Below are 18,368 nucleotides of genomic sequence, written 5' to 3' on the forward strand. Positions count from 1 at the left end.
CAGGCCCCACCAGGCCCGGAATGGATGCCGCGCACCCCAGGTTCTAGCTTGGGGGGCGCGGCATTTTCCGTATGACCGATTTCGTAGGCTCGCAGATGAGGTGCATACCCACCCGAGCGACCCGCACAGGAACGAGGCCCCCATGACCGACCCCGTGACGCTGGACGGCGACGGCTTCGTCGGCGAGTTCGACGAGAAGCGCGCCGAGAACGCCGTACGCGAGCTGCTGATCGCGGTCGGCGAGGACCCGGAGCGCGAGGGACTGCGGGAGACGCCGGCGCGGGTGGCGCGGGCCTACAGGGAGCTTCTGGTCGGCCTCACGCAGGTGCCCGAGGATGTCCTGACCACCACGTTCGATCTCGGCCACGACGAGATGGTGCTGGTGAAGGACATCGAGATCGTCTCTCTGTGCGAGCATCACATGCTGCCGTTCCACGGCGTCGCCCACGTCGGCTACATTCCCGCGGAGTCCGGCAAGATCACGGGCCTGTCCAAACTGGCGCGGTTGGTCGAGGTGTTCGCCCGCCGCCTCCAGGTGCAGGAACGTCTCACCACGCAGGTCGCGGACTCCCTCATGCGGATTCTCGAGGCCCGCGGCGTCATCGTCGTCGTCGAGGCCGAGCACATGTGCATGTCGGTGCGGGGAATCCGCAAGCCCGGCGCCAAGACCACGACGTCCGCGGTGCGGGGTCAGCTCAGGGACGCCACGACCCGGGCCGAGGCGATGGGCCTGATACTGGCGCGCTGACACACGCCGACCTGCCGGCGACGGCGGGACGGGGTGACTCCGTGGCGGCGGGACTCCGTGGCGGCGGACGGCGTCATGCCGCGGACGCCGCGCCGTTCTCGTGGTCGTCGTCCTCCGGGAGTCTGCAGACACGTTCCAGGAAGAGGGCCGCCGCTATCACCGCGATGCCCGCGAGGACCGAGGCGCCGGCGTAGATCGCCTGGTCACGGCGGGCGGGGATGTCGAGGGACTCCAGGAGGAAGACGCCCGTGCCTGCGTACATGCCGGAGACGAGGGCGGCGACCAGGGCGCTGGACTGGCCGAAGACCACCGCACGCGCCGCCATCAGGGGGTCGACGCCCTTGGCCTCGGGGCGGCGCTCGCGCTGGGCCTTGAGGCGGGCGCGCAGCGAGAGCGCCGTGGCCGCCAGCACGACGGCGATCAGGGCGAGGACGATGGGGGCGGCCAGCGGGACGCTGGGAAAGGTCCCGATCGAGTTCCACAGGCGGGCGCCGGCCCAGGACAGGATCCCGGCCACGACGAACACGCCTGCCAGCACCCTGATGCGCAGCTCTCTCACGGTGTCCCTTCAGCTCCCCCGAGCCCACGGCAGGAAGATCTCGCGGGCAGTGGTCTCGTTGACCTCTCTGCTGACCTTAACGACTAGTCGGGCAGGTGGAGTTCCAGGTCCTTGCGGGCTTCGACGCCTTCGCGGGGGAGGGCGCCGAGGAGATCGGCGACGGTGCCGCGGCCGGGCAACCGGGCCTCGGGCTCCACGTCGTGCCAGGGGGCCAGCACGAAGGCGCGCTGGTGCGCACGGGGGTGCGGGAGGGTGAGGCGCGGGTCGTCGTCGACCACGTCGGCGTACGCGACGATGTCGACGTCCAGCGTGCGCGCGCCCCAGCGCTCGTCCCGTACCCGGTGGAAGGCCTCCTCGACCGCATGGGCGCGCTCCAGGAGGGACGACGGCGGGAGGGTCGTCTTCAGCAGGACCACCGCGTTGAAGTACGACGGCTGGCTGCCGGGGTCGACGCCCCACGGCTCCGTCTCGTAGACGGGGGAGACGGCCTTGACGCGGACGCCGGGGGTGTCCTCCAGGGCGTCGATGGCCCCCTGGAGCGTCTCCAGGCGGTTGCCCAGGTTGGAGCCGAGCGAGATCACGGCCCGTTTGGGGTTGTGCAGGGTGGTGTCGGCGGCGTCGACCTTCTCGACGACGGAGGCGGGTACCGGCTGTACGGTCGGGTCGCTCTGGCCCTCGGTGAAGAACGCGGTCATGCTCGGCTCCGGGTGATGGTGACGGTCACGTCGTCGAAGGGGACGGTGATCGGCGCGTCCGGTTTGTGGACGCAGACCTCGACCTCCTGGACTCCCTCGTGCTTCAGGCAGGCCTGGGCGATGCGCTCGGCGAGCGTCTCGACGAGGTCGACGGCCTCGCCCTGGACGACGGCCACGACCTCCTCCGCCACGATGCCGTAGTGCACGGTCTTCGCCAGGTCGTCGTCGGCGGCGGCCGGTCGGGTGTCCAGGCCCAGGGAGAGGTCCACGATGAAGGTCTGGCCCTCCTCGCGTTCCTTGGGGAACACGCCGTGGTACCCGCGGGCCTTCAGGCCGCGCAGCGCGACACGATCCACGCGAATCACTCCTGCAATCGTCGGTTGGGGCCGGTGCGTACCGGGTGCGGGCGGCGGCCCGGCCTCGAACGAATCTACCTGCGAGCACTGACAGTCCCGGGCCCCGGCCGCGGTGGCCCGGACCCGAGCCGTGAGTTTTCACCGGGCGTTTCCCTTGGAGAACCCGGTGGCTCACGGGTTGGTAGCCGCCCCTACCCGTGGGCTCGTGATTCCAACCACTTCTTCGTCCCTCCGGTCGACTCGAGGCGACCGGAGGGCCTGCTGCCCCGTTGCGGCCCGTCCGTCCGCTCAGGAAGAGGTGTCGTCGTTCCCGGGGCCCTCGAGGTCTTCGGGGCCCGCAGGTCCCCCAGGGGTCTCCGGGAGCTCGGAGTCGTCGGAGTCGTCGCTCTCGGCCAGGACCGGAGAGGCGTGGTGCGACCACAGCTTCCAGCCGTCGGAGGTGCGGCGGAACACGTTGGTGGCGACCACCAACTGGCCGACGAGCGGACCCAGTTCCTCGCCGTCCTCGGGCGGGGGACCACCGCTGAGGATGTTCTCGGTGCAGGTCACCAGAGCGGTGTCGCCGGTGACGGAGACGTGCACGTCGGTGAGGAAGAACTGGATGTAGTCGGTGTTCGCCATGATCAGCGCGTAGGACCTGAGGACCTCGCCCCGGCCGGTGAGCACCGGCCAGCCGGGGTGCACGCACGAGACGACGCCGACGTCGGCGGGGTCGTGGTACGTCTCGTCCACGCCGAGGTCGGCGGGGGCGAGCCAGAGGGAGGAGACGCCTGCGAAGTCGCCTTGTTCGAGTGCCTCGTAGAAGGCGGCGTTGGCGGCTTCGACCTGCTCGACGTCCGTGTGGGGGGCGCTCACCGGGCTTCCCCCGCGCGGCGGGCGCCGGACTCGGTCCGCGCTTCGGCCGTGCTTCCCGCGCCGGGTGAATGCGCCGCCGTCCGCGCCCGGTGCGGTGCGCCTGCGCCCGGCGCGTCCTTCTCCTCGCGCGCCCCCTCCACGGCTCGTGCGACCCGCACCGCGTCCGCCGTCGCGCGGACCTCGTGCACCCGGACCGCCCAGGCGCCGGCCTGGGCCGCGAGGGCCGAGACGGCTGCTGTGGCGGCGTCCCGCTCGCGCGCGGGCGGCGGAGAGCCCTGCGGGCCGGCCAGGACGCGGCCGAGGAACCGTTTGCGGGAGGCGGCGACCAGCAGCGGGTGCCCGAGGGCGTGCAGCCGGTCGAGGTGGGCGAGCAGCAGCAGGTCGTGGTCGGCCTCCTTGGAGAAGCCGAGGCCCGGGTCGACGACGATGCGGTCGGGGGCGACGCCGCCCGCCAGCACCGCGTCCACGCGCGCGTGGAGCTCGTCCACGACTTCTGCGACGACGTCGGCGTAGACGCCCTTGACGTTGCCTCCCTCGAGGAAGCCCCGCCAGTGCATGACGACGAAGGGGGCGCCCGCGTCGGCCACGGTCGGGATCATCGCGGGGTCCGCCAGGCCGCCGCTGACGTCGTTCACGAGTGCGGCGCCGGCCGCGAGGGCCTGGGCGGCGACGCTGGCGCGCATGGTGTCGACGGAGACGACGACGCCTTCGGAGGCCAGGCCCCGGACCACGGGGACGACCCGGCGGAGCTCCTCGGCCTCGTCGACGCGGGTGGCGCCCGGCCGGGTGGACTCGCCGCCGACGTCGACCAGGTCCGCGCCCTCGGCGACGAGGTGCAGACCGTGTTTGACGGCGGCCGTCGTGTCGAACCAGCGGCCGCCGTCGGAGAAGGAGTCGGGGGTCACGTTGACGACTCCCATGACCGCACAGCGGTCCCATTCGGGAAGTCCGACGACGCGCCCGCGTCCGCTCTGCTTGCTCATGCGTTCAGCGTAGGCCCAGGAGGGAGCCGTGCCGTGGTCCGGCCCGGCCCGGCCGAACCCGAACCCGCGGGGCCGGGCCTCGGAACCGGGACGCGGGGCCGTTGCCCCGGCCGCTGTCGGCGACCCGGGTCCGGTCGGCGGTCCGGGTCCGCTCGGAGGCGGACCCGGCGTGGCTGCGGGGCTATGCGGCCCGTACGTCCCTGTCCGCCACCGTGTGCGCACACGCGCGTGCCGGTGCGGAGCGACGGCGCAGGAAGCGCGGCAGGGGCAGGGCCAGGTTGACGAAGCCTTCGGCCTGCATGGCGGCGAAGCCGATGCGGGGAAGGTCGCCGGAGGCGCGGTAGACCACGAAGCGGGGCTCCCAGCGCGGCTGGAACTTGGCGTTGAACTTGTACAGGGACTCGATCTGGAACCAGCGGGAGAGGAAGACCAGCAGGCCGCGCCAGGCGCGCAGGACGGGGCCGGCGCCGATCTTCTCGCCGCGGGCCAGGGCCGCGCGGAACATGGCGAAGTTCAGCGACACGCGGGTGATGCCGAACTTCGGTGCGGCCTGGAGGGCGGCGACGATCAGCAGTTCGTTCATGCCGGGGTCGGCCGAGCGGTCGCGGCGCATCAGGTCCAGCGAGGCGCCGTCGGGGCCCCAGGGCACGAAGTGCAGGATCGCCTTCAGGTCGCCGTACTCGCCGGGGACCTCGTCGGCCTTGTGGGCGGTGGCGATCAGGCAGTCGGCGTCGGCGGCGTCGCCGATACGGCCCAGGGCCATGGAGAAGCCGCGCTCGGTGTCGGTGCCCCGCCAGTCCTCCGCGGCGCGCTGGACGCGCTCCAGTTCGGCCTCGCCGAGGTCACCCACGCGCCGGACCCGGGTTTCGTAACCGGCGCGTTCGATGCGCTTGACCATTTGGCGCACGTTGCGCATCGCGCGGCCGGCCAGGGAGAAATCCGCCACGTCCACCACCGCCTCGTCGCCCAGTTCGAGGGCGTCCAGGCCGGTCTCCCGGGTCCAGACCTCGCCGCCGGTCTCCGAGCAGCCCATGACGGCCGGGGTCCAGGAGTGGGCCTTTGCCTCGTCCATGAAGCGCTCGATGGCGCCGGGCCAGGCCTCGACGTCGCCGATGGGGTCGCCGCTGGCGAGCATCACGCCGGAGACCACGCGGTAGGTGACGGCCGCCTTGCCGCTGGGGGAGAAGACGACGGCCTTGTCGCGGCGCAGCGCGAAGTGACCGAGGGAGTCGCGGCGGCCGTGCTTGGCCAGCAGGGCGCGCAGTCGGGTCTCGTCCTCCTCGGTGAGGCGGGCGGCCGGGTGCTCCGGGCGGAACGCGAGATAGATCGTGGTGACCGCCGTGAGCAGGCCCAGGGCGCCCAGGGAGGCGCCGACGGTCCAGGAGGTGTTGCCCTGGTAGTCGACCGGGCCCTCGAAGCCGAAGAGGCCGTACAGGACGTGCGCGAGCCGATCGGCCAGGCTCGGGTCGCCGATCATGCGGTTGGGGTGGACGCTGACGATGACCAGCCCCAGACCGAGGGAACCGGCGCCCATGAGGACGAAGTTGGCGAGCGCGCGCCAGCGGCTGCGCGGGTCGGGCAGCGCCGCGAACTGGTCGCGGTGCACCAGGAGCGGCGCCAGGAGCGCCACCGAGATGAGCGCGCCCACGATCGAGTGGCGGTACACGAACTGGGCCACCGCGCCGGCCGGCAGCAGCACCACCGCGGCCCGCCACGCGCGCCGCTTGCCGCGCCTGAGGCCGTGGGCCAGCAACAGCAGCAGGACACCGGCACTGAGCGACAGCGCGGCCGCGAACGGCCCGAAGGAGCCCGGAAGCACCTCGGCGAAGGTGTGCATACGACTGTGCCGGAACCGCGGGAAGACGCCACCGGCGACGTCCAGCAGGCCCACGAGGGCACAGGCCCTCGCGACGAGGGCGGGAACGGCCTCAGGGCGCGGACCTCGCACTATCCGCCGCACCCGGCTCGCTCGGCGCGGAACCCCGCCCGACATTTCCGCATCTTCCGTGACAGACATCGCATCCCATAGTTCCGCGAGAGACCTTGGACCCGGTGCCGATTCGGGCATCCGGCGACATTGCGCCCTCTAGGACGGTGTCTTGGGCAGAGAGGTTCACTCATCTCGCCAAAGGCACTGAAAAAGCGAAGCAAAATCCGGGACAAGTCCTCGCGAAGAAGTCGGGGGGAGCGGGTGCGATCCCGGACGGAGAGCAGGCAGGAATCCACCTCATGGGTCTCACGAGCAACAAAGTGCTGCTGCTGTCAGTGCTGTTCGCCTTACTGCTGTTCGTCGGCACGGTCTGGCTGTGGCCGAGGCTGGCCGAGCGGAACTGGCGGGCCGTCGGCGGGCGGGTCGGACTGCTGCTCGCCACCCAGTTGGCGCTCTTCGCGTCGATTGGGCTCTCCGCCAACCAGGCGTTCGGGTTCTACGCCAGCTGGGCGGACCTGTTCGGTCAGGAGACGGAGCAGGGGGTGGTCGTCGACCACTCGTCGGGCGGCGGCTCGGCGGGACCGCTGCGGGTGGTCGACACGCGGCGGGTGGACGGCGGGGGCAACGGCCGGCCGCGGTCCGGCGGGCAGGTCCAGAAGGTCGCCGTCAACGGGCGGACGACGCACATCACCACGCCCGCGTACGTGTACCTGCCGCCGGAGTACTTCGAGCCGGCCTATCGCACGCGGACGTTCCCCGCGGCCGTGGTCCTCACGGGGTACCCCGGCACGGCAGAGGCGCTCGTGGACAAGCTGCACTACCCGCGCACCGCGCGGCAGCTGGCCAGGGACGGGAGCATGCAGCCCATGATCCTCGTGATGATGCGTCCCACGGTGGCGCCGCCCAGGGACACGGAGTGCGTGGACATCCCGGGCGGTCCGCAGACCGAGACGTTCTTCGCGAAGGATCTGCGCGAGGCCGTGGCGGCCCACTACAGGGTGGGCAAGAAGGCGAGCAATTGGGGCATCATCGGGGACTCCACGGGCGGGTACTGCGCGCTGAAACTGGCGATGCACCACCCCGAGGCCTATGCGGCGGCAGCGGGCCTGTCGGCGTACTACAAGGCGCCGATCGACCCGACCACCGGAGACCTCTTCCACGGTAACAAGACCCTGCGCAATGAGGCGGATCTGCTCTGGTTCCTGAAGAATCGTTCCGCTCCCGCCGCCTCTCTGCTGGTCACCAGCAGCAGGGCCGGAGAATCGAACTACAAGGCCACACAGAAGTTCATAGAGCTGGCGAAGGCCACGGACAGGACCAAGGTCTCGTCGATCATCCTGGAAAGCGGCGGGCACAACTTCAACACCTGGCGACGGGAGATTCCGCCGACGCTGCAGTGGATCAGCGGCCGGCTGAGCGACCGTTGACCGGGTGCGGGTGCGGGTGCGGGTGCGGGTCGGAGGCGGTGTTGAGGCGGAGGCGGGCTCGGGTGCGAGGTGACGGCGGGCCGGGGGCGGCCTACGTGCCGGGCGGGTGCGGCCGCTGCCCGGCACGGAGGCGACGGACGTCCCGGGGCGCCTCTCCGGAGCAGAAATGATCTTGCCCCTTGTCGAATTCGGCGACGGCCCTGATTCCTGATGCGGTGTGAAGGCTTCGTTATGGCTGTGTTTTTGTGGGGCGGGGCACCAACAATCGCCTACGCGCGGTAAGTTTCTGGCCATGCCACGAGGACGTCACCGCCATTCCCCTCCTTTGCACAGGCTGCTGCCCCCCTCGGCGATCGCAGGCGTCTCCCTTGTCTGCGCCCTGGGTCCCTGGGTTTTCACGGAGCCGACGGCGCTCCGTGTGCTGGCCGCGGCCGCCGCGGCGACGGCGATCGTCGGCGCGGTCGTGATGCGTCATTGGGACGTGCAGGCCGGCAAGCAGGTCGCCGACCTCACGCGCGCGCGTGCCGGCGACGAGTGGCGCTTCGAGGAACGCGTCGCCGAGCTGGAGAGCGACCTCGAGGAATCGCGTGAGCTCCGGGTCAAGCTGGAGCAGCGGCTGCGGGCCAAGCGGGCCGAACTGGCCGGACTGCGCAACGAGCACGCCGCGCTGCTGCGGCGCTACGCCACCGCGGAGACCGAGCGCGCCAGCGCCCTGGAAGGCCGTCGCCTGCTGGAGATCGAGGCGGCTCCGGCGCCCGCGCTGCCCGCCGCGCGCGAGGCGCAGGACGCGAAGCCCACCGACCCGGCCCGTGCAGCCGATGCAGCCGATACGGCTGGTATGTCCGGGACGTCTGGGACATCTGGTACGTCTGGTACGTCCGAGGGGGCCGAGACCTCCGAGGCCTCCGGCTCCGGCGCATCGGGCGAGGCCGTCGAGTCCTCCGCACCCGGCGGGGAGAAGGCGAAGACGCCGGCGGTGTTCTCACCAGAGGGGTCCAAGCTGTTCCTGCGTGCGCAGGAGGCCCTCGCGCGGCTCGATGCCGACAGCGTCAAGGCGTCGGATGAGCGGCTCACCGGGGACCTCACCGGGGACCTTTCGGAGGGGCTCACGGACAACCCTGCCGACGAGGGGCCCGCACGGCAGACCTCCGCGGAGGCCGCGCCGGAGGACGAGGCGCAGGGGAAGCCCGAGGCGGTCGACGAGCACACGCGCGCGACCGCCCCCCGCAAGGCTGTCGAGGACGACGAGACCCCCGACGGTGAGAAGCCGGACGAGGGGCCTTCGAACGACGCGTCCACCGACCACGCACCTTCGAGGGAAGCGTCTGCGTCGGAAGCGACTTCCAGGGACGCCACTTCGGCGAGCGCGCTTCCCGACGACGGAGCGATTCCGGGGCACGTCGCTCCAGCCGTCCCCCACATGGATGAGGCACGAGGGGCCTCGTCGGACGAGAACGCCACGGACGAGAACGCCGCGGACGACACCTCGGCGGACGACGAGGCCGCCCTGGACGAGTCGGGTCGTGCCGCCGTTCCGGCAGAGGCGACGGATGCTCCGGCGGACGGCGCGCGGACCACGCGTTCCGAGACGCCCCTCGACCGCGGCCCCGACCCTGACCTCGACCCCGATCCGGATCCCGGCCCGGGCCCCGGCCGTGGGGCCGCCGCCCCCCTCGCCGAGCCCGCTGCCGCCGCCGAGGCGGGTGCGGTCGTCCGGCGTCCCGCCGCTCCCGTCCAGCGCCCCTCCGGGCACTTCGCCGTGCCGACCGCCGTGGCCGTCGTCCCGGCCGCCGAGCCGGTACGGCGGCCGACCGCCGAGGGCGGCTTCGACTTCTTCGGCACGAAGAGCGAGACGGAGCCCGACGCGCTGGAGGCGGTGCAGAACGAGGACCTCGCCGACGTCGTCGGCCAGGAGGCCCTCGCGCTGCACAAGGCCGAGTCCGAGGCGGGGTTCAAGCCGGCGGACGAGGCGGCGCGCGGAGTGGGCCAGGTGATCGACCTGACCGCGCACGACGAGACGGAGCACATCGACCTCCAGGGGCTGCGCAGCGCCGTCTCCTGACCGCCCGTCCGTTCCGATCTTCTCCGTCTTCCGTGGCACCCGCGTGTTCCGTGGCACCAGCGTGTGTCGGCGTGTTTCGCGTGTTCGGTGCGTGTCGCGCTGTCTAAGCCATCCACCGGTCGGGCCGGGCGTCCAGGCGCCCGGTCCGTGATCGTTCGGCCTGGCTCCCGAGCAGCTCCGCTGCCTGCTGTGCGTCCCGCAGACGGGCTGTGACGGTCTTGTTCGCCCCCGTGTCCACGTGGACGTCCGCGAGCCGCCAGAGGCGCTGCCAGGGCCCTTGCGTCAACCGTGCGCTCTGGACCTTGGCGTGCGGTACGAGCGTCAGTCTCCGGCGCAGCAGTCCGTGCCGGGTGGCGAACACCGCGTCGGTGACGGCGATTCCGTAACCCCGCCACCACACCGGTACGCACCGCCCGGCTCGTCGCGGCGGGCGCGAGAACGAGTCCGCGGCCGGGACGCTCACCCCGGGCAGCACGCGCGCGACGACGGCTTCCGCGGCTTCGCGCGGAGCGACCGGCACGAGAACGGAGTTGGCCGAGCCGGCCACGTCCAGTTCGACGCGCACCCACCCGAGCCGCCGCCACAGCAGCGGCTGGACCATGCGCACGGTCTGCACCCGCCCGGGCGGCACCGTCTCGTGCGTGCGGTCCAGGAGGCCGCGATCGATGCGCAGGCCGTCCGGCGACTCGCCCACCGTCCAGTCGTACTCGCCGACGAACCGGCCCGCGCTGGTCGCGCCCGCCGCGCCGAGCAGCGGCACGCCGGTCGCCAGGACCGTCCACACGCTGTGGGTGGCCAGCCACAGAACCGGCGGCACGACCAGTGCGGCGGCCAGCGCTCCCCAGGTCGCGCCGGTCAGCACCAGTGCGACCGCGAGCTTGCGCGGCGGCACGCGCAAGAGCTCGCGCGCGGGCGCCTCGCCCACTTCGTGCGCCGTCTCCGGTGCGAATCCGGCCGCCCGCGCGAGCAGTTCCGCCCGCAGCGCGCGGGCCTCCTCCTCGCCCAGGAAGGCCAGTTCGTCCTTCTTCTCGGCGCCGACGACGTCGAGCCGGAGCTTCGCGACGCCCGCGATCCGGGCCAGCAGCGGCTGACTGACGTCGATCGCCTGGATGCGTTCCAGCCGGATGTGCGCGGCGCGCCGGAACAGCAGCCCGGTGCGGATGCGCAGCTCGCTGTCCGTCACCGCGAAGTGGGTGAACCACCAGGTCAGGAAGCCGTACAGGGAGGCTGCGGGGACGAGGACTGCGAGCGCGATCAGCAGGGTGGTCGTGGTCAGCCGGGTCAGCTGCTCCTGCGCCTGGTTCGGGTCGTGCACCGCCCAGCCGACGAGGACCGCGATGGGCGCCCAGGCCCGCCGGAACGGCGTGACGGGATGCAGCCGCCGCTCGAGGACGGCCCGCTGCGGGCGAGCGTCCCCTGCCGCCGCACCGGACGCGTCCGGCTTGCCGGGGCCGCCCGGTGCGTCGAGCCCGTTCCGTACGTCGAGCCCGTTCCGTACGTCGAGCCCGTCCCGTACGTCGGGGCCGTCCGGTATTCGGGGGCCGTCCGGGCCGCCGCCCGGCCCGTCCGGTATGCCGTTGTCGACGTCGGGGGTCTTCACAGTCCCGCCGATCGGGCCTCGCCGAGGGCCGTGAGGCGGTCCCGGAGCCGTTCCGCCTCGGCCGGGGCCAGGCCCGGGATGGTCGCGTCGGTCGCGGCGGCCGCGGTGTGCAGCTGGACGCTGGCCAGCCCGAAGTACCGCTCGACAGGACCGGAGGTGACCTCGACGAGCTGCATGCGCCCGTACGGCACCACGGTCTCCTCGCGCCACAGGACCCCGCGGCTGATCAGCAGGTCGTCGGCCCGCTCGGCGTACCGCCAGGAGCGCCAGTTGCGGCCGAGCAGCACCCAGCCCCACGCGACGCCCGTCAGGGGCAGCAGCGCGAACGCCGCCCAGGCGGGCCCGGCGATCAGCCCCGGCAGCAGGCCCGCTCCGACGGCCGCCAGTCCCAGCCACACCACCAGCAACAGCCGCCGCATCCGCAGCAGGCCCGGCGGCAGCCCGCTCCACACCGGTGCGACCGCCGCCGTCTCCGCGCCCCCCGGGTCAACCGGGCTCCCCGTCTCCATGGGGTCAGCGTACGTAGGGGAGACTGTCGCCATGACTCCTACGACGGAGACCACGGTCGGGATCGGCGGTGCCGCCGAGAGCACCGACATGGTGCTGAACATCGGCCCCCAGCATCCGTCCACGCACGGTGTGCTGCGGCTGCGGCTCGTGCTGGACGGCGAGCGCATCCGGCATGCGGAGCCGGTGATCGGCTACATGCACCGCGGCGCGGAGAAGCTGTTCGAGGCGCGCGACTACCGCCAGATCGTGATGCTGGCCAACCGCCACGACTGGCTGTCGGCGTTCTCGAACGAGCTGGGCGTGGTCCTCGCGGTGGAGCGGATGCTCGGCATGGAGGTCCCCGAGCGGGCCGTGTGGACGCGCACGCTGCTCGCCGAGCTGAACCGGGTGCTCAACCACCTGATGTTCCTCGGCTCCTATCCGCTGGAGCTGGGCGGCATCACGCCGGTCTTCTACGCCTTCCGCGAGCGCGAGGTGCTGCAGAACGTCATGGAGGAGGTCTCCGGCGGGCGCATGCACTACATGTTCAACCGCGTCGGCGGCCTCAAGGAGGACCTGCCGGCCGGCTGGACGTCCCGCGCGCGGGAGGCCGTCGCCGCCGTGCGCTCCCGGATGGACGTGTACGACGACCTGGTGCTCGGCAACGAGATCTTCCGCGGGCGCACCCGTGACGTGGGCGTCCTCGCGCCGGAGCACGTGCACGCGTACGGCGTGAGCGGTCCGATCGCGCGCGGCTCGGGCGTCGACTTCGACCTGCGCCGGGACGAGCCGTATCTGGCGTACGGGCTGCTGCAGGACACGCTGAAGGTGGTGACCCGGACCGAGGGCGACTGCCTCGCGCGCTTCGAGTGTCTGCTGGAGCAGACGCACAACGCGCTCGACCTCGCGGACGCCTGTCTGGACCGTCTCGCCGACCTGCCGCCCGGACCGATCAACCAGCGGCTCCCGAAGGTTCTCAAGGCGCCCGAGGGGCACACGTACGCGTGGACCGAGAACCCTCTCGGCATCAACGGCTACTACCTCGTCAGCAAGGGTGAGAAGACCCCGTACCGGCTGAAGCTGCGCTCGGCGTCGTACAACAACATCCAGGCGCTCACCGAGCTGCTGCCGGGCACCCTGGTCGCCGACATGGTGGCGATCCTGGGGTCGATGTTCTTCGTGGTGGGGGACATCGACAAGTAGGCCCCCCGGCGGGCGGTCACCCGGCGAGCGGCCAGGCGGGCGGTCACCCCGCGGGCGGTCACCCCGCGGGTGCCGGACGGCCGTCTTCCGCGCCGAGCGGGTCCGCGATTCCCACCGGCTGGAGCAGCCATCCGAAGTCGCCCATTCCGCCTCGCGCGGTCAGCTCCGAGGCCTGCGTGGCGCTCGCCAGGGCGCGCAGATACGCCGGGGGGTCCGTGGACGCGAGCGTGAGCGGGGGCCGCGCCCCGGTGACGCCCAGGGCGTGCAACGCGGCTCGCTGGCTGAGCAGACGCGCGCGGGACGCTGCGGACGGCCCTCCCGTCGTCGCCTCCCCCGTCGTCGCCTCCGCGCACGCGTCCAGGGCGACGTGGGCCGTGAGGTCGCAGGAACCGTCCGGAACGGGCGCCGTCTCCCGTCCCTCCCGGAAACCGGTGAGCGTTCCGAACGGGGGACGCGCGTCGGCGGTGTGCGCGTAGTCCACGGCCATCGCCAGCCCGCGTACGACGCACGCCGCCGCGGACGCCCATGCCGCGTCCCGGGGGAGCCCGATCTCCGCCCGCAGCCCCTCCCCGCCCGCCAGCGGCCACCACCGCGCGAGCCACCCCGCCAGCGCGCCGTGGACCGGATCCCCGAGCCGCTCCGCTCCGTCGTCACGGACGAGCACCATGCGCGGCACGCCCGCGGAGTCGACCTCGACGACGTCGAGGGGGACGTTGTCCAGCCATTCGTTGGCGAAGAGCAGCCCGGTGAACTCCGGAGGCGGCTCGGTCAGCCACTCGATCCGTGAGGCGAGGCCCTCGGGGCGGTCGGCGATCTCGACGGCACACGCGCGTGTGCGGGCGGCCACGTCGGCGGGGAGCGCCGCCAGCACTCCTGTGACCAGTTCGCCCCGCCCTGCGGCCATGTCGACGAAGTCGAGCGACGCAGGCCGGCCCAGCGCCTCGTCGACCCGGCAGAGCAGCCGGGCCACGGCCTCGGCGAAGAGCGGCGACGCGTGCACGGACGTACGGAAGTGCCCTGCCGGACCCTCGGGCCGCCGGTAGAAGCCGCCCGGAGCGCGGGTGCGGCGGCTGCCCGTCGCGTCCGCGGCCGCCTGAGCGTCCGGGGAGCCCGGGGAGCCCGGGACGCCCGGAGCGTCCTGGCCGTACTCCGGGCCGTACGGGGCGTCCGGGCCGTACAGGGCGTCCTGCATGGCCGCTCGCCAGCCGCGCCACCGGCCCGAATCGGTCACTTCGTCCACCGCCCCTTGTCGACGACCATCCGGTCAGACTAGGCGTACAGGTGATCACGGCATCCACCTTGCGGAGTACACCGGCCCGGACCGGATCGGCCCTCCGGTTGACCCTGCACGCATCGGGCATCCCTACGCTGGGTCACGTGCAGCGCCTCTATGACTTCCTCAGCAGACACCCGACCGGGGTCGACGGCTTCTGGGCCCTCGTCCTGTTCGGGATCTCCGCCGCTGCCGGAACCGCCGGGCAGGACCGGGGCGGCACCGACTCCATGGCGCTGCTGGTGCCGGTGGTCTTCCTGCTGTGCCTGGTCATCGCGTTGCGTCGGCGCATGCCCGAACAGATGCTCGTGCTCGCCGTCGCGCTCGGAGCGGCGCAGCTGGTGCTGAACGTCGGGGTCACGGCAGCCGACTTCGCCCTCCTGGTGATCGTCTACACGGTTGCCGCGACCGGCGTCCGCTGGGCCTCGCGCCTCGCCCTGGTCATGGCGTTGAGTGCGGCCACCATGGCGCAGCTGCGCTGGCCGCACGAGAACGCGAGCGTGCCCGGCCAGGCGGCGGTCATCGTCTTCCAGACGGTGCCGTTCGTCCTGGCCTGGGTGCTCGGCGACTCGATGCGGACCCGTCGCGCCTATTTCGCCCAGCTGGAGGAGCGCACGGCGCGCCTGGAGAAGGAGCGCGAGGCGCAGTCGAAGGTCGCGGTCGCCGCCGAGCGCGCCCGGATCGCACGCGAGCTGCACGACGTCGTCGCGCACAACGTGTCGGTGATGGTGGTGCAGGCCGACGGCGCCGCCTATGTCCTCGACGCCGCGCCCGACCAGGCGAAGAAGGCGCTGGAGACGATCTCCTCCACCGGCCGCCAGGCGCTGGCCGAGATGCGGCGCCTGCTGGGCGTGCTGCGCACCGGCGAGCACCAGGAGGGCGGTGAGTACGTGCCGCAGCCGGACGTCGAGCAGATCGAGGACCTCGTCGAGCAGTGCCGCGGCTCGGGCCTGCCGGTGGACTTCAAGGTCGAGGGCACCGCTCGGCCGCTGCCCAGCGGCGTCGAGCTGACGGCCTACCGCATCGTGCAGGAGGCGCTGACGAACACCCGTAAGCACGGCGGACCGAACGCCGGCGCGAGCGTGCGGCTGGTCTACTTCGACGACGGTCTCGGCCTGCTGGTCGAGGACGACGGCAAGGGCGCCCCCCACGAGCTGTACGAGGAGGGCGGCGCCGACGGCGCGGGCCACGGCCTGATCGGCATGCGCGAGCGAGTCGGCATGGTGGGCGGCACCCTGGACGCGGGCCCACGGCCGGGCGGAGGATTCCGCATCAGCGCTCTGCTCCCGCTCAAACCGGCGCATTGACGCCCACACACACCCCCAGTTGACACCTGTCACGCCCCCTGTGCCGCCCACCACGAAACAGCCTGAACCAGCCGAACCGTCCTGAACCGGTCCGCGTGGCCCGGCCGACCGGCCGACCGGCCGACCGGATCACGGAACCGCCAGAACCGCCAGAACCGCAGGAACCGCCAGAATCTCAGGAACCGCCAGAACCGCCCGCCGGAATCACTCGGCGGAATCAGAAGGAAACGGAAGAGGACTCGATGACGATCCGCGTGATGCTCGTCGACGACCAGGTGCTGTTGCGCACCGGGTTCCGGATGGTGCTCGCCGCCCAGCCGGACATGGAGGTCGTGGCCGAGGCGGGCGACGGCGTCGAGGCCCTGCAGGTGGTGCGCTCCACGGCGGTCGACGTCGTGCTGATGGACGTCCGCATGCCGAAGCTGGACGGCGTGGAGGCCACCCGGCGCATCTGCGCGGAGCCCGACGCGCCGAAGGTGCTGATCCTGACCACCTTCGACCTCGACGAGTACGCGTTCTCCGGGCTGAAGGCGGGCGCCTCCGGGTTCATGCTCAAGGACGTGCCGCCGGGCGAGCTCCTCACCGCCATCCGCTCCGTGCACAGCGGCGACGCGGTGGTCGCCCCGTCCACCACCCGCCGTCTGCTGGACCGGTTCGCGCCGATGCTGCCGAGCACCGGCGGTGAGCCCCGGCACAAGGAGCTGGAACGGCTGACGGAGCGCGAACGCGAGGTCATGGTGCTGGTCGCCCAGGGGCTGTCCAACGGGGAGATCGCGGCCCGGCTGGTGCTGTCCGAGGCCACCGTCAAGACCCATGTGGGGCGCATCCTGACCAAGCTGGGGCTGCGCGACCGGGTCCAGGTCGTGGTCCTCGCGTACGAGACGGGACTCGTCCGCGCGGGCGGTCTGTGAACCGGCGTGAACGGGCCGTCCGCTGCGGCGCCTGCCACTAGGGTCTGCGCATGCTCCTGTGGATCAACGGCCCCTTCGGGGGCGGCAAGACACAGACCGCACACGAGATACGACGCCGGCTGCCGGGCAGCGTCGTCTGCGACCCCGAGCACGCCGGGTTCGGGCTGCGCCGGATGCTGCCGTCCGGGCTGCGCGGGGACTTCCAGGACCTCGTGTCGTGGCGGCAGGGCGTCGTCGAGGTCCTCGACCTGGCCCTCGGCGCGCACGACGGCGTGATCATCGCCCCCATGACCGTCACAGATCCCCGGTACTTCGACGAGACCGTCGGCCGGCTGCGCGAACTCGGCCACGACGTGCGCCACTTCACGCTCCTCGCCGAACGGGAGACGGTCCTGAAGCGGCTGCGGGAACGCGGTTTCGGGCGCCTCCTCGGGTTCGTCGTGGGCAGGAACGCGGGCCTGCGCCGGGAGACCTGGGCCCTCCAGCGGCTCGACGACTGCCTGGAGCGGCTGCGGGAGCCGGAGTTCGCCGAGCATCTGTGGACGGACCGCACGAGCGTGCCGAGGACGGCCGACCGCATCGCCGTCCTGGCCGGGCTGACGCTCAGCCCCCACACCGGGGGCGCGCTGCGGACACGGCTGCGACAGGCCGGGGTGAGCGCGCGGCACATCCGGTTCGACTGACCTTCCGGGAGGCGGCCGCCTTCGCGGCGACTGCGACCCTGCGGCCGAGCCTCAGCGGAGTATCCCTTCCAGGAAGTCGCTGCCCAAGCGGGCCACCACCGTCACGTCGAGCTGGTGCAGCACGTACCGGCCGCGCCGGCGCGTGGTGACCAGGCCGGCCTTCTTCAGGACGGCGAGGTGCCGGGATATCTCGGGAGCCGTCCTGCCGTGCACCTGGGCCAGCTCGGTCGTGGTGTACGCGCTGCGGGCCAGCAGTCGGCAGATCCGCATCCGCACGGGGTGGGACAACGCCGTCATCCGCAGGGTCAGCTGTTCCACCGACGGGGGCGAGGCCAGCTCGGGAGAGCCCACCGGATAGTGCAGCACCGGCTGCCAGCCGTACCGGTGCAGCACCATGAGATGCGGCCAGCCCAGACTCGTCGGCACGAGCAGCAGACCGCCGTCGCCGGTGGAGCTGCGGCCCTGGACCAGTTTGTCCACGCTGATCCGCGTGCCGCTCTCGTCGAGGGTCACGGCCGAGGACACCGAGGCGAGCGTCTCCGCCAGGCCCCTGTGGCGCAGCAGGTCCGTCTTGTGGCGGGCGTCGGCGGCGAGCGGAAGGCGCACCCGGGCCCAGACGTCGGCGAAGAACGCCTCGTCGCAGTCCTCCAGGAACTGCCGCAGCCAGCCCCGCACGCGTGGCGGTTCCTCCAGCAGCCGACGGGTGAACCGCACCTGCCGAGGCCCGCGCGTGGCGGCCAGGTCGAGGGCGCGGCGGCACAGCTCCGGGTGGGAGAGCAGAGCCGGGGCGGGCAGGTCGTACCCGGGCGCGCAGGTGAACTCCAGCGCGGCGTCGACGAACTGTTCGTCCGTCAGCTTGTCCAGCAGGTCGAGCTCCTCGGCGAGCGTGGCTCCGGGGAGCGTGCTGCCGCCGGGGATGCCCGCGCAGGGCAGGAAGATGTCCGAGAACGTCGTCCGCCACAGGAAGTCGGCCTCGCACATCCGGTCGGCCAGGTGCGAGTCGAGCCGGGCGGTGACGGAGGTGACCCAGCCCTGCAGACCGGGGTGGTGACCCGGCTCGGACAGCGCGTGCAACGCCATGCCGAGCTCGGCCAGGGGCGAGGGCACGACGGCGACCCTCTCCGGCCGCAGCCCCGCGATGTCGATGCTCAGGCTCATGTCCACATGGTGCACCCCGCCACTGACAACGCCGCTCACGATCGCAGGCAGCCGTCGCCCGCCGCGAGACGACGCGACGGACGGGTGGGGTGTGGCGCGTGGGGCATGGGGCGTGGGCCGTGCGGGGCA

At 72.4% G+C, this 18,368-nt stretch carries 17 protein-coding genes; 7 read left to right on the plus strand and 10 right to left on the minus strand.

The window, feature by feature from the left end; translation table 11 throughout:
- Positions 1 to 142: 142 nt before the first annotated feature.
- Positions 143 to 748 carry a GTP cyclohydrolase I FolE gene (folE, locus tag IE239_RS13215; protein WP_190149456.1) on the plus strand — a complete coding sequence of 202 codons (606 nt, stop codon included), beginning with the start codon at positions 143 to 145 and terminating at the stop codon, positions 746 to 748.
- A gap of 73 nt (positions 749 to 821) precedes the next feature.
- Here the strand turns inward: folE and IE239_RS13220 are convergent, their stop codons facing one another.
- The 6 genes from IE239_RS13220 to IE239_RS13245 all read right to left on the minus strand — a co-directional run bounded on the left by IE239_RS13220 (position 822) and on the right by IE239_RS13245 (position 6,189).
- A complete protein-coding gene (locus tag IE239_RS13220) occupies positions 822 to 1,307 on the minus strand; it encodes a DUF3180 domain-containing protein (RefSeq protein ID WP_190149457.1) in 486 nt (161 codons plus the stop codon).
- Positions 1,308 to 1,390: 83 nt separating this feature from the next.
- A complete protein-coding gene (gene folK, locus IE239_RS13225) occupies positions 1,391 to 2,002 on the minus strand; it encodes a 2-amino-4-hydroxy-6-hydroxymethyldihydropteridine diphosphokinase (RefSeq protein WP_190149458.1) in 612 nt (203 codons plus the stop codon).
- A complete protein-coding gene (gene folB / locus IE239_RS13230) occupies positions 1,999 to 2,358 on the minus strand; it encodes a dihydroneopterin aldolase (protein WP_190149459.1) in 360 nt (119 codons plus the stop codon). Before folB ends, folK begins: the two co-directional genes overlap by 4 nt.
- Positions 2,359 to 2,646: 288 nt before the next feature.
- Positions 2,647 to 3,213, minus strand: a complete 567-nt coding sequence (locus IE239_RS13235) for a nuclear transport factor 2 family protein (protein WP_190149460.1) — start codon at positions 3,211 to 3,213, stop codon at positions 2,647 to 2,649.
- Positions 3,210 to 4,196, minus strand: a complete 987-nt coding sequence (gene folP / locus IE239_RS13240; RefSeq protein ID WP_229878065.1) for a dihydropteroate synthase — start codon at positions 4,194 to 4,196, stop codon at positions 3,210 to 3,212. The genes IE239_RS13235 and folP overlap by 4 nt, the downstream gene beginning before the upstream one ends.
- Before the next feature lie 181 nt (positions 4,197 to 4,377).
- On the minus strand, positions 4,378 to 6,189 hold the full coding sequence (locus IE239_RS13245; RefSeq protein ID WP_190149515.1) for a phosphatidylglycerol lysyltransferase domain-containing protein: 1,812 nt from the start codon (positions 6,187 to 6,189) through the stop codon (positions 4,378 to 4,380).
- Positions 6,190 to 6,425: 236 nt separating this feature from the next.
- Here IE239_RS13245 and IE239_RS13250 point away from each other — a divergent pair, with 236 nt between their 5' ends.
- Both IE239_RS13250 and IE239_RS13255 read left to right on the plus strand, forming a co-directional pair.
- Positions 6,426 to 7,553 (plus strand): alpha/beta hydrolase, encoded by a 1,128-nt coding sequence (locus IE239_RS13250; RefSeq protein WP_190149461.1) that lies wholly within the window; start codon positions 6,426 to 6,428, stop codon positions 7,551 to 7,553.
- Positions 7,554 to 7,971: 418 nt separating this feature from the next.
- Complete coding sequence (locus IE239_RS13255; RefSeq protein WP_434095664.1) at positions 7,972 to 9,615, plus strand: hypothetical protein; 1,644 nt, start codon at positions 7,972 to 7,974, stop codon at positions 9,613 to 9,615.
- Between the two features lie 103 nt (positions 9,616 to 9,718).
- Here the strand turns inward: IE239_RS13255 and IE239_RS13260 are convergent, their stop codons facing one another.
- Positions 9,719 to 10,993, minus strand: a complete 1,275-nt coding sequence (locus IE239_RS13260) for a PH domain-containing protein (protein ID WP_190149517.1) — start codon at positions 10,991 to 10,993, stop codon at positions 9,719 to 9,721.
- A gap of 218 nt (positions 10,994 to 11,211) precedes the next feature.
- Positions 11,212 to 11,724, minus strand: coding sequence for a PH domain-containing protein (locus IE239_RS13265; RefSeq protein WP_190149463.1), 513 nt, complete (start codon positions 11,722 to 11,724; stop codon positions 11,212 to 11,214).
- Between the two features lie 31 nt (positions 11,725 to 11,755).
- On the opposite strand from IE239_RS13265, the gene IE239_RS13270 reads away from it, so the two are divergent.
- Positions 11,756 to 12,907, plus strand: coding sequence for an NADH-quinone oxidoreductase subunit D (locus IE239_RS13270; protein ID WP_190149464.1), 1,152 nt, complete (start codon positions 11,756 to 11,758; stop codon positions 12,905 to 12,907).
- Positions 12,908 to 12,965: 58 nt separating this feature from the next.
- Here IE239_RS13270 and IE239_RS13275 read toward each other — a convergent pair whose 3' ends face one another.
- Complete coding sequence (locus IE239_RS13275) at positions 12,966 to 14,147, minus strand: SAM-dependent methyltransferase (protein ID WP_229878066.1); 1,182 nt, start codon at positions 14,145 to 14,147, stop codon at positions 12,966 to 12,968.
- 137 nt (positions 14,148 to 14,284) lie between these two features.
- On the opposite strand from IE239_RS13275, the gene IE239_RS13280 reads away from it, so the two are divergent.
- The 3 genes from IE239_RS13280 (at position 14,285) to IE239_RS13290 (ending at position 17,081) form a co-directional block, all read left to right on the plus strand.
- The gene (locus IE239_RS13280) at positions 14,285 to 15,487 is read left to right on the plus strand and encodes a sensor histidine kinase (protein WP_190149465.1); all 1,203 of its coding nucleotides are present in this window, start codon (positions 14,285 to 14,287) and stop codon (positions 15,485 to 15,487) included.
- A gap of 242 nt (positions 15,488 to 15,729) precedes the next feature.
- A complete protein-coding gene (locus tag IE239_RS13285) occupies positions 15,730 to 16,398 on the plus strand; it encodes a response regulator transcription factor (RefSeq protein ID WP_190149466.1) in 669 nt (222 codons plus the stop codon).
- 50 nt (positions 16,399 to 16,448) lie between these two features.
- Positions 16,449 to 17,081 carry an AAA family ATPase gene (locus IE239_RS13290; RefSeq protein WP_190149467.1) on the plus strand — a complete coding sequence of 211 codons (633 nt, stop codon included), beginning with the start codon at positions 16,449 to 16,451 and terminating at the stop codon, positions 17,079 to 17,081.
- A 51-nt stretch (positions 17,082 to 17,132) separates the two neighbouring features.
- On the opposite strand, the gene IE239_RS13295 is transcribed toward IE239_RS13290, so the two are convergent.
- Positions 17,133 to 18,239 (minus strand): DUF5937 family protein, encoded by a 1,107-nt coding sequence (locus IE239_RS13295; RefSeq protein ID WP_190149468.1) that lies wholly within the window; start codon positions 18,237 to 18,239, stop codon positions 17,133 to 17,135.
- Positions 18,240 to 18,368 lie beyond the last annotated feature (129 nt).

Source organism: Streptomyces humidus (assembly GCF_014649655.1).
In the GTDB taxonomy this organism is placed as follows: domain Bacteria; phylum Actinomycetota; class Actinomycetes; order Streptomycetales; family Streptomycetaceae; genus Streptomyces; species Streptomyces humidus.

Coding starts and splice junctions, on each gene's coding strand:
- folP (WP_229878065.1), bottom strand. CDS start 4,196: ATGAGCAAGCAGAGCGGACGCGGGCGCGTCGTCGGACTTCCCGAATGG.
- IE239_RS13250 (WP_190149461.1), top strand. CDS start 6,426: ATGGGTCTCACGAGCAACAAAGTGCTGCTGCTGTCAGTGCTGTTCGCC.
- IE239_RS13270 (WP_190149464.1), top strand. CDS start 11,756: ATGACTCCTACGACGGAGACCACGGTCGGGATCGGCGGTGCCGCCGAG.
- IE239_RS13295 (WP_190149468.1), bottom strand. CDS start 18,239: ATGAGCCTGAGCATCGACATCGCGGGGCTGCGGCCGGAGAGGGTCGCC.
- IE239_RS13285 (WP_190149466.1), top strand. CDS start 15,730: ATGACGATCCGCGTGATGCTCGTCGACGACCAGGTGCTGTTGCGCACC.
- IE239_RS13265 (WP_190149463.1), bottom strand. CDS start 11,724: ATGGAGACGGGGAGCCCGGTTGACCCGGGGGGCGCGGAGACGGCGGCG.
- folE (WP_190149456.1), top strand. CDS start 143: ATGACCGACCCCGTGACGCTGGACGGCGACGGCTTCGTCGGCGAGTTC.
- IE239_RS13245 (WP_190149515.1), bottom strand. CDS start 6,189: ATGTCGGGCGGGGTTCCGCGCCGAGCGAGCCGGGTGCGGCGGATAGTG.
- IE239_RS13290 (WP_190149467.1), top strand. CDS start 16,449: ATGCTCCTGTGGATCAACGGCCCCTTCGGGGGCGGCAAGACACAGACC.
- folK (WP_190149458.1), bottom strand. CDS start 2,002: ATGACCGCGTTCTTCACCGAGGGCCAGAGCGACCCGACCGTACAGCCG.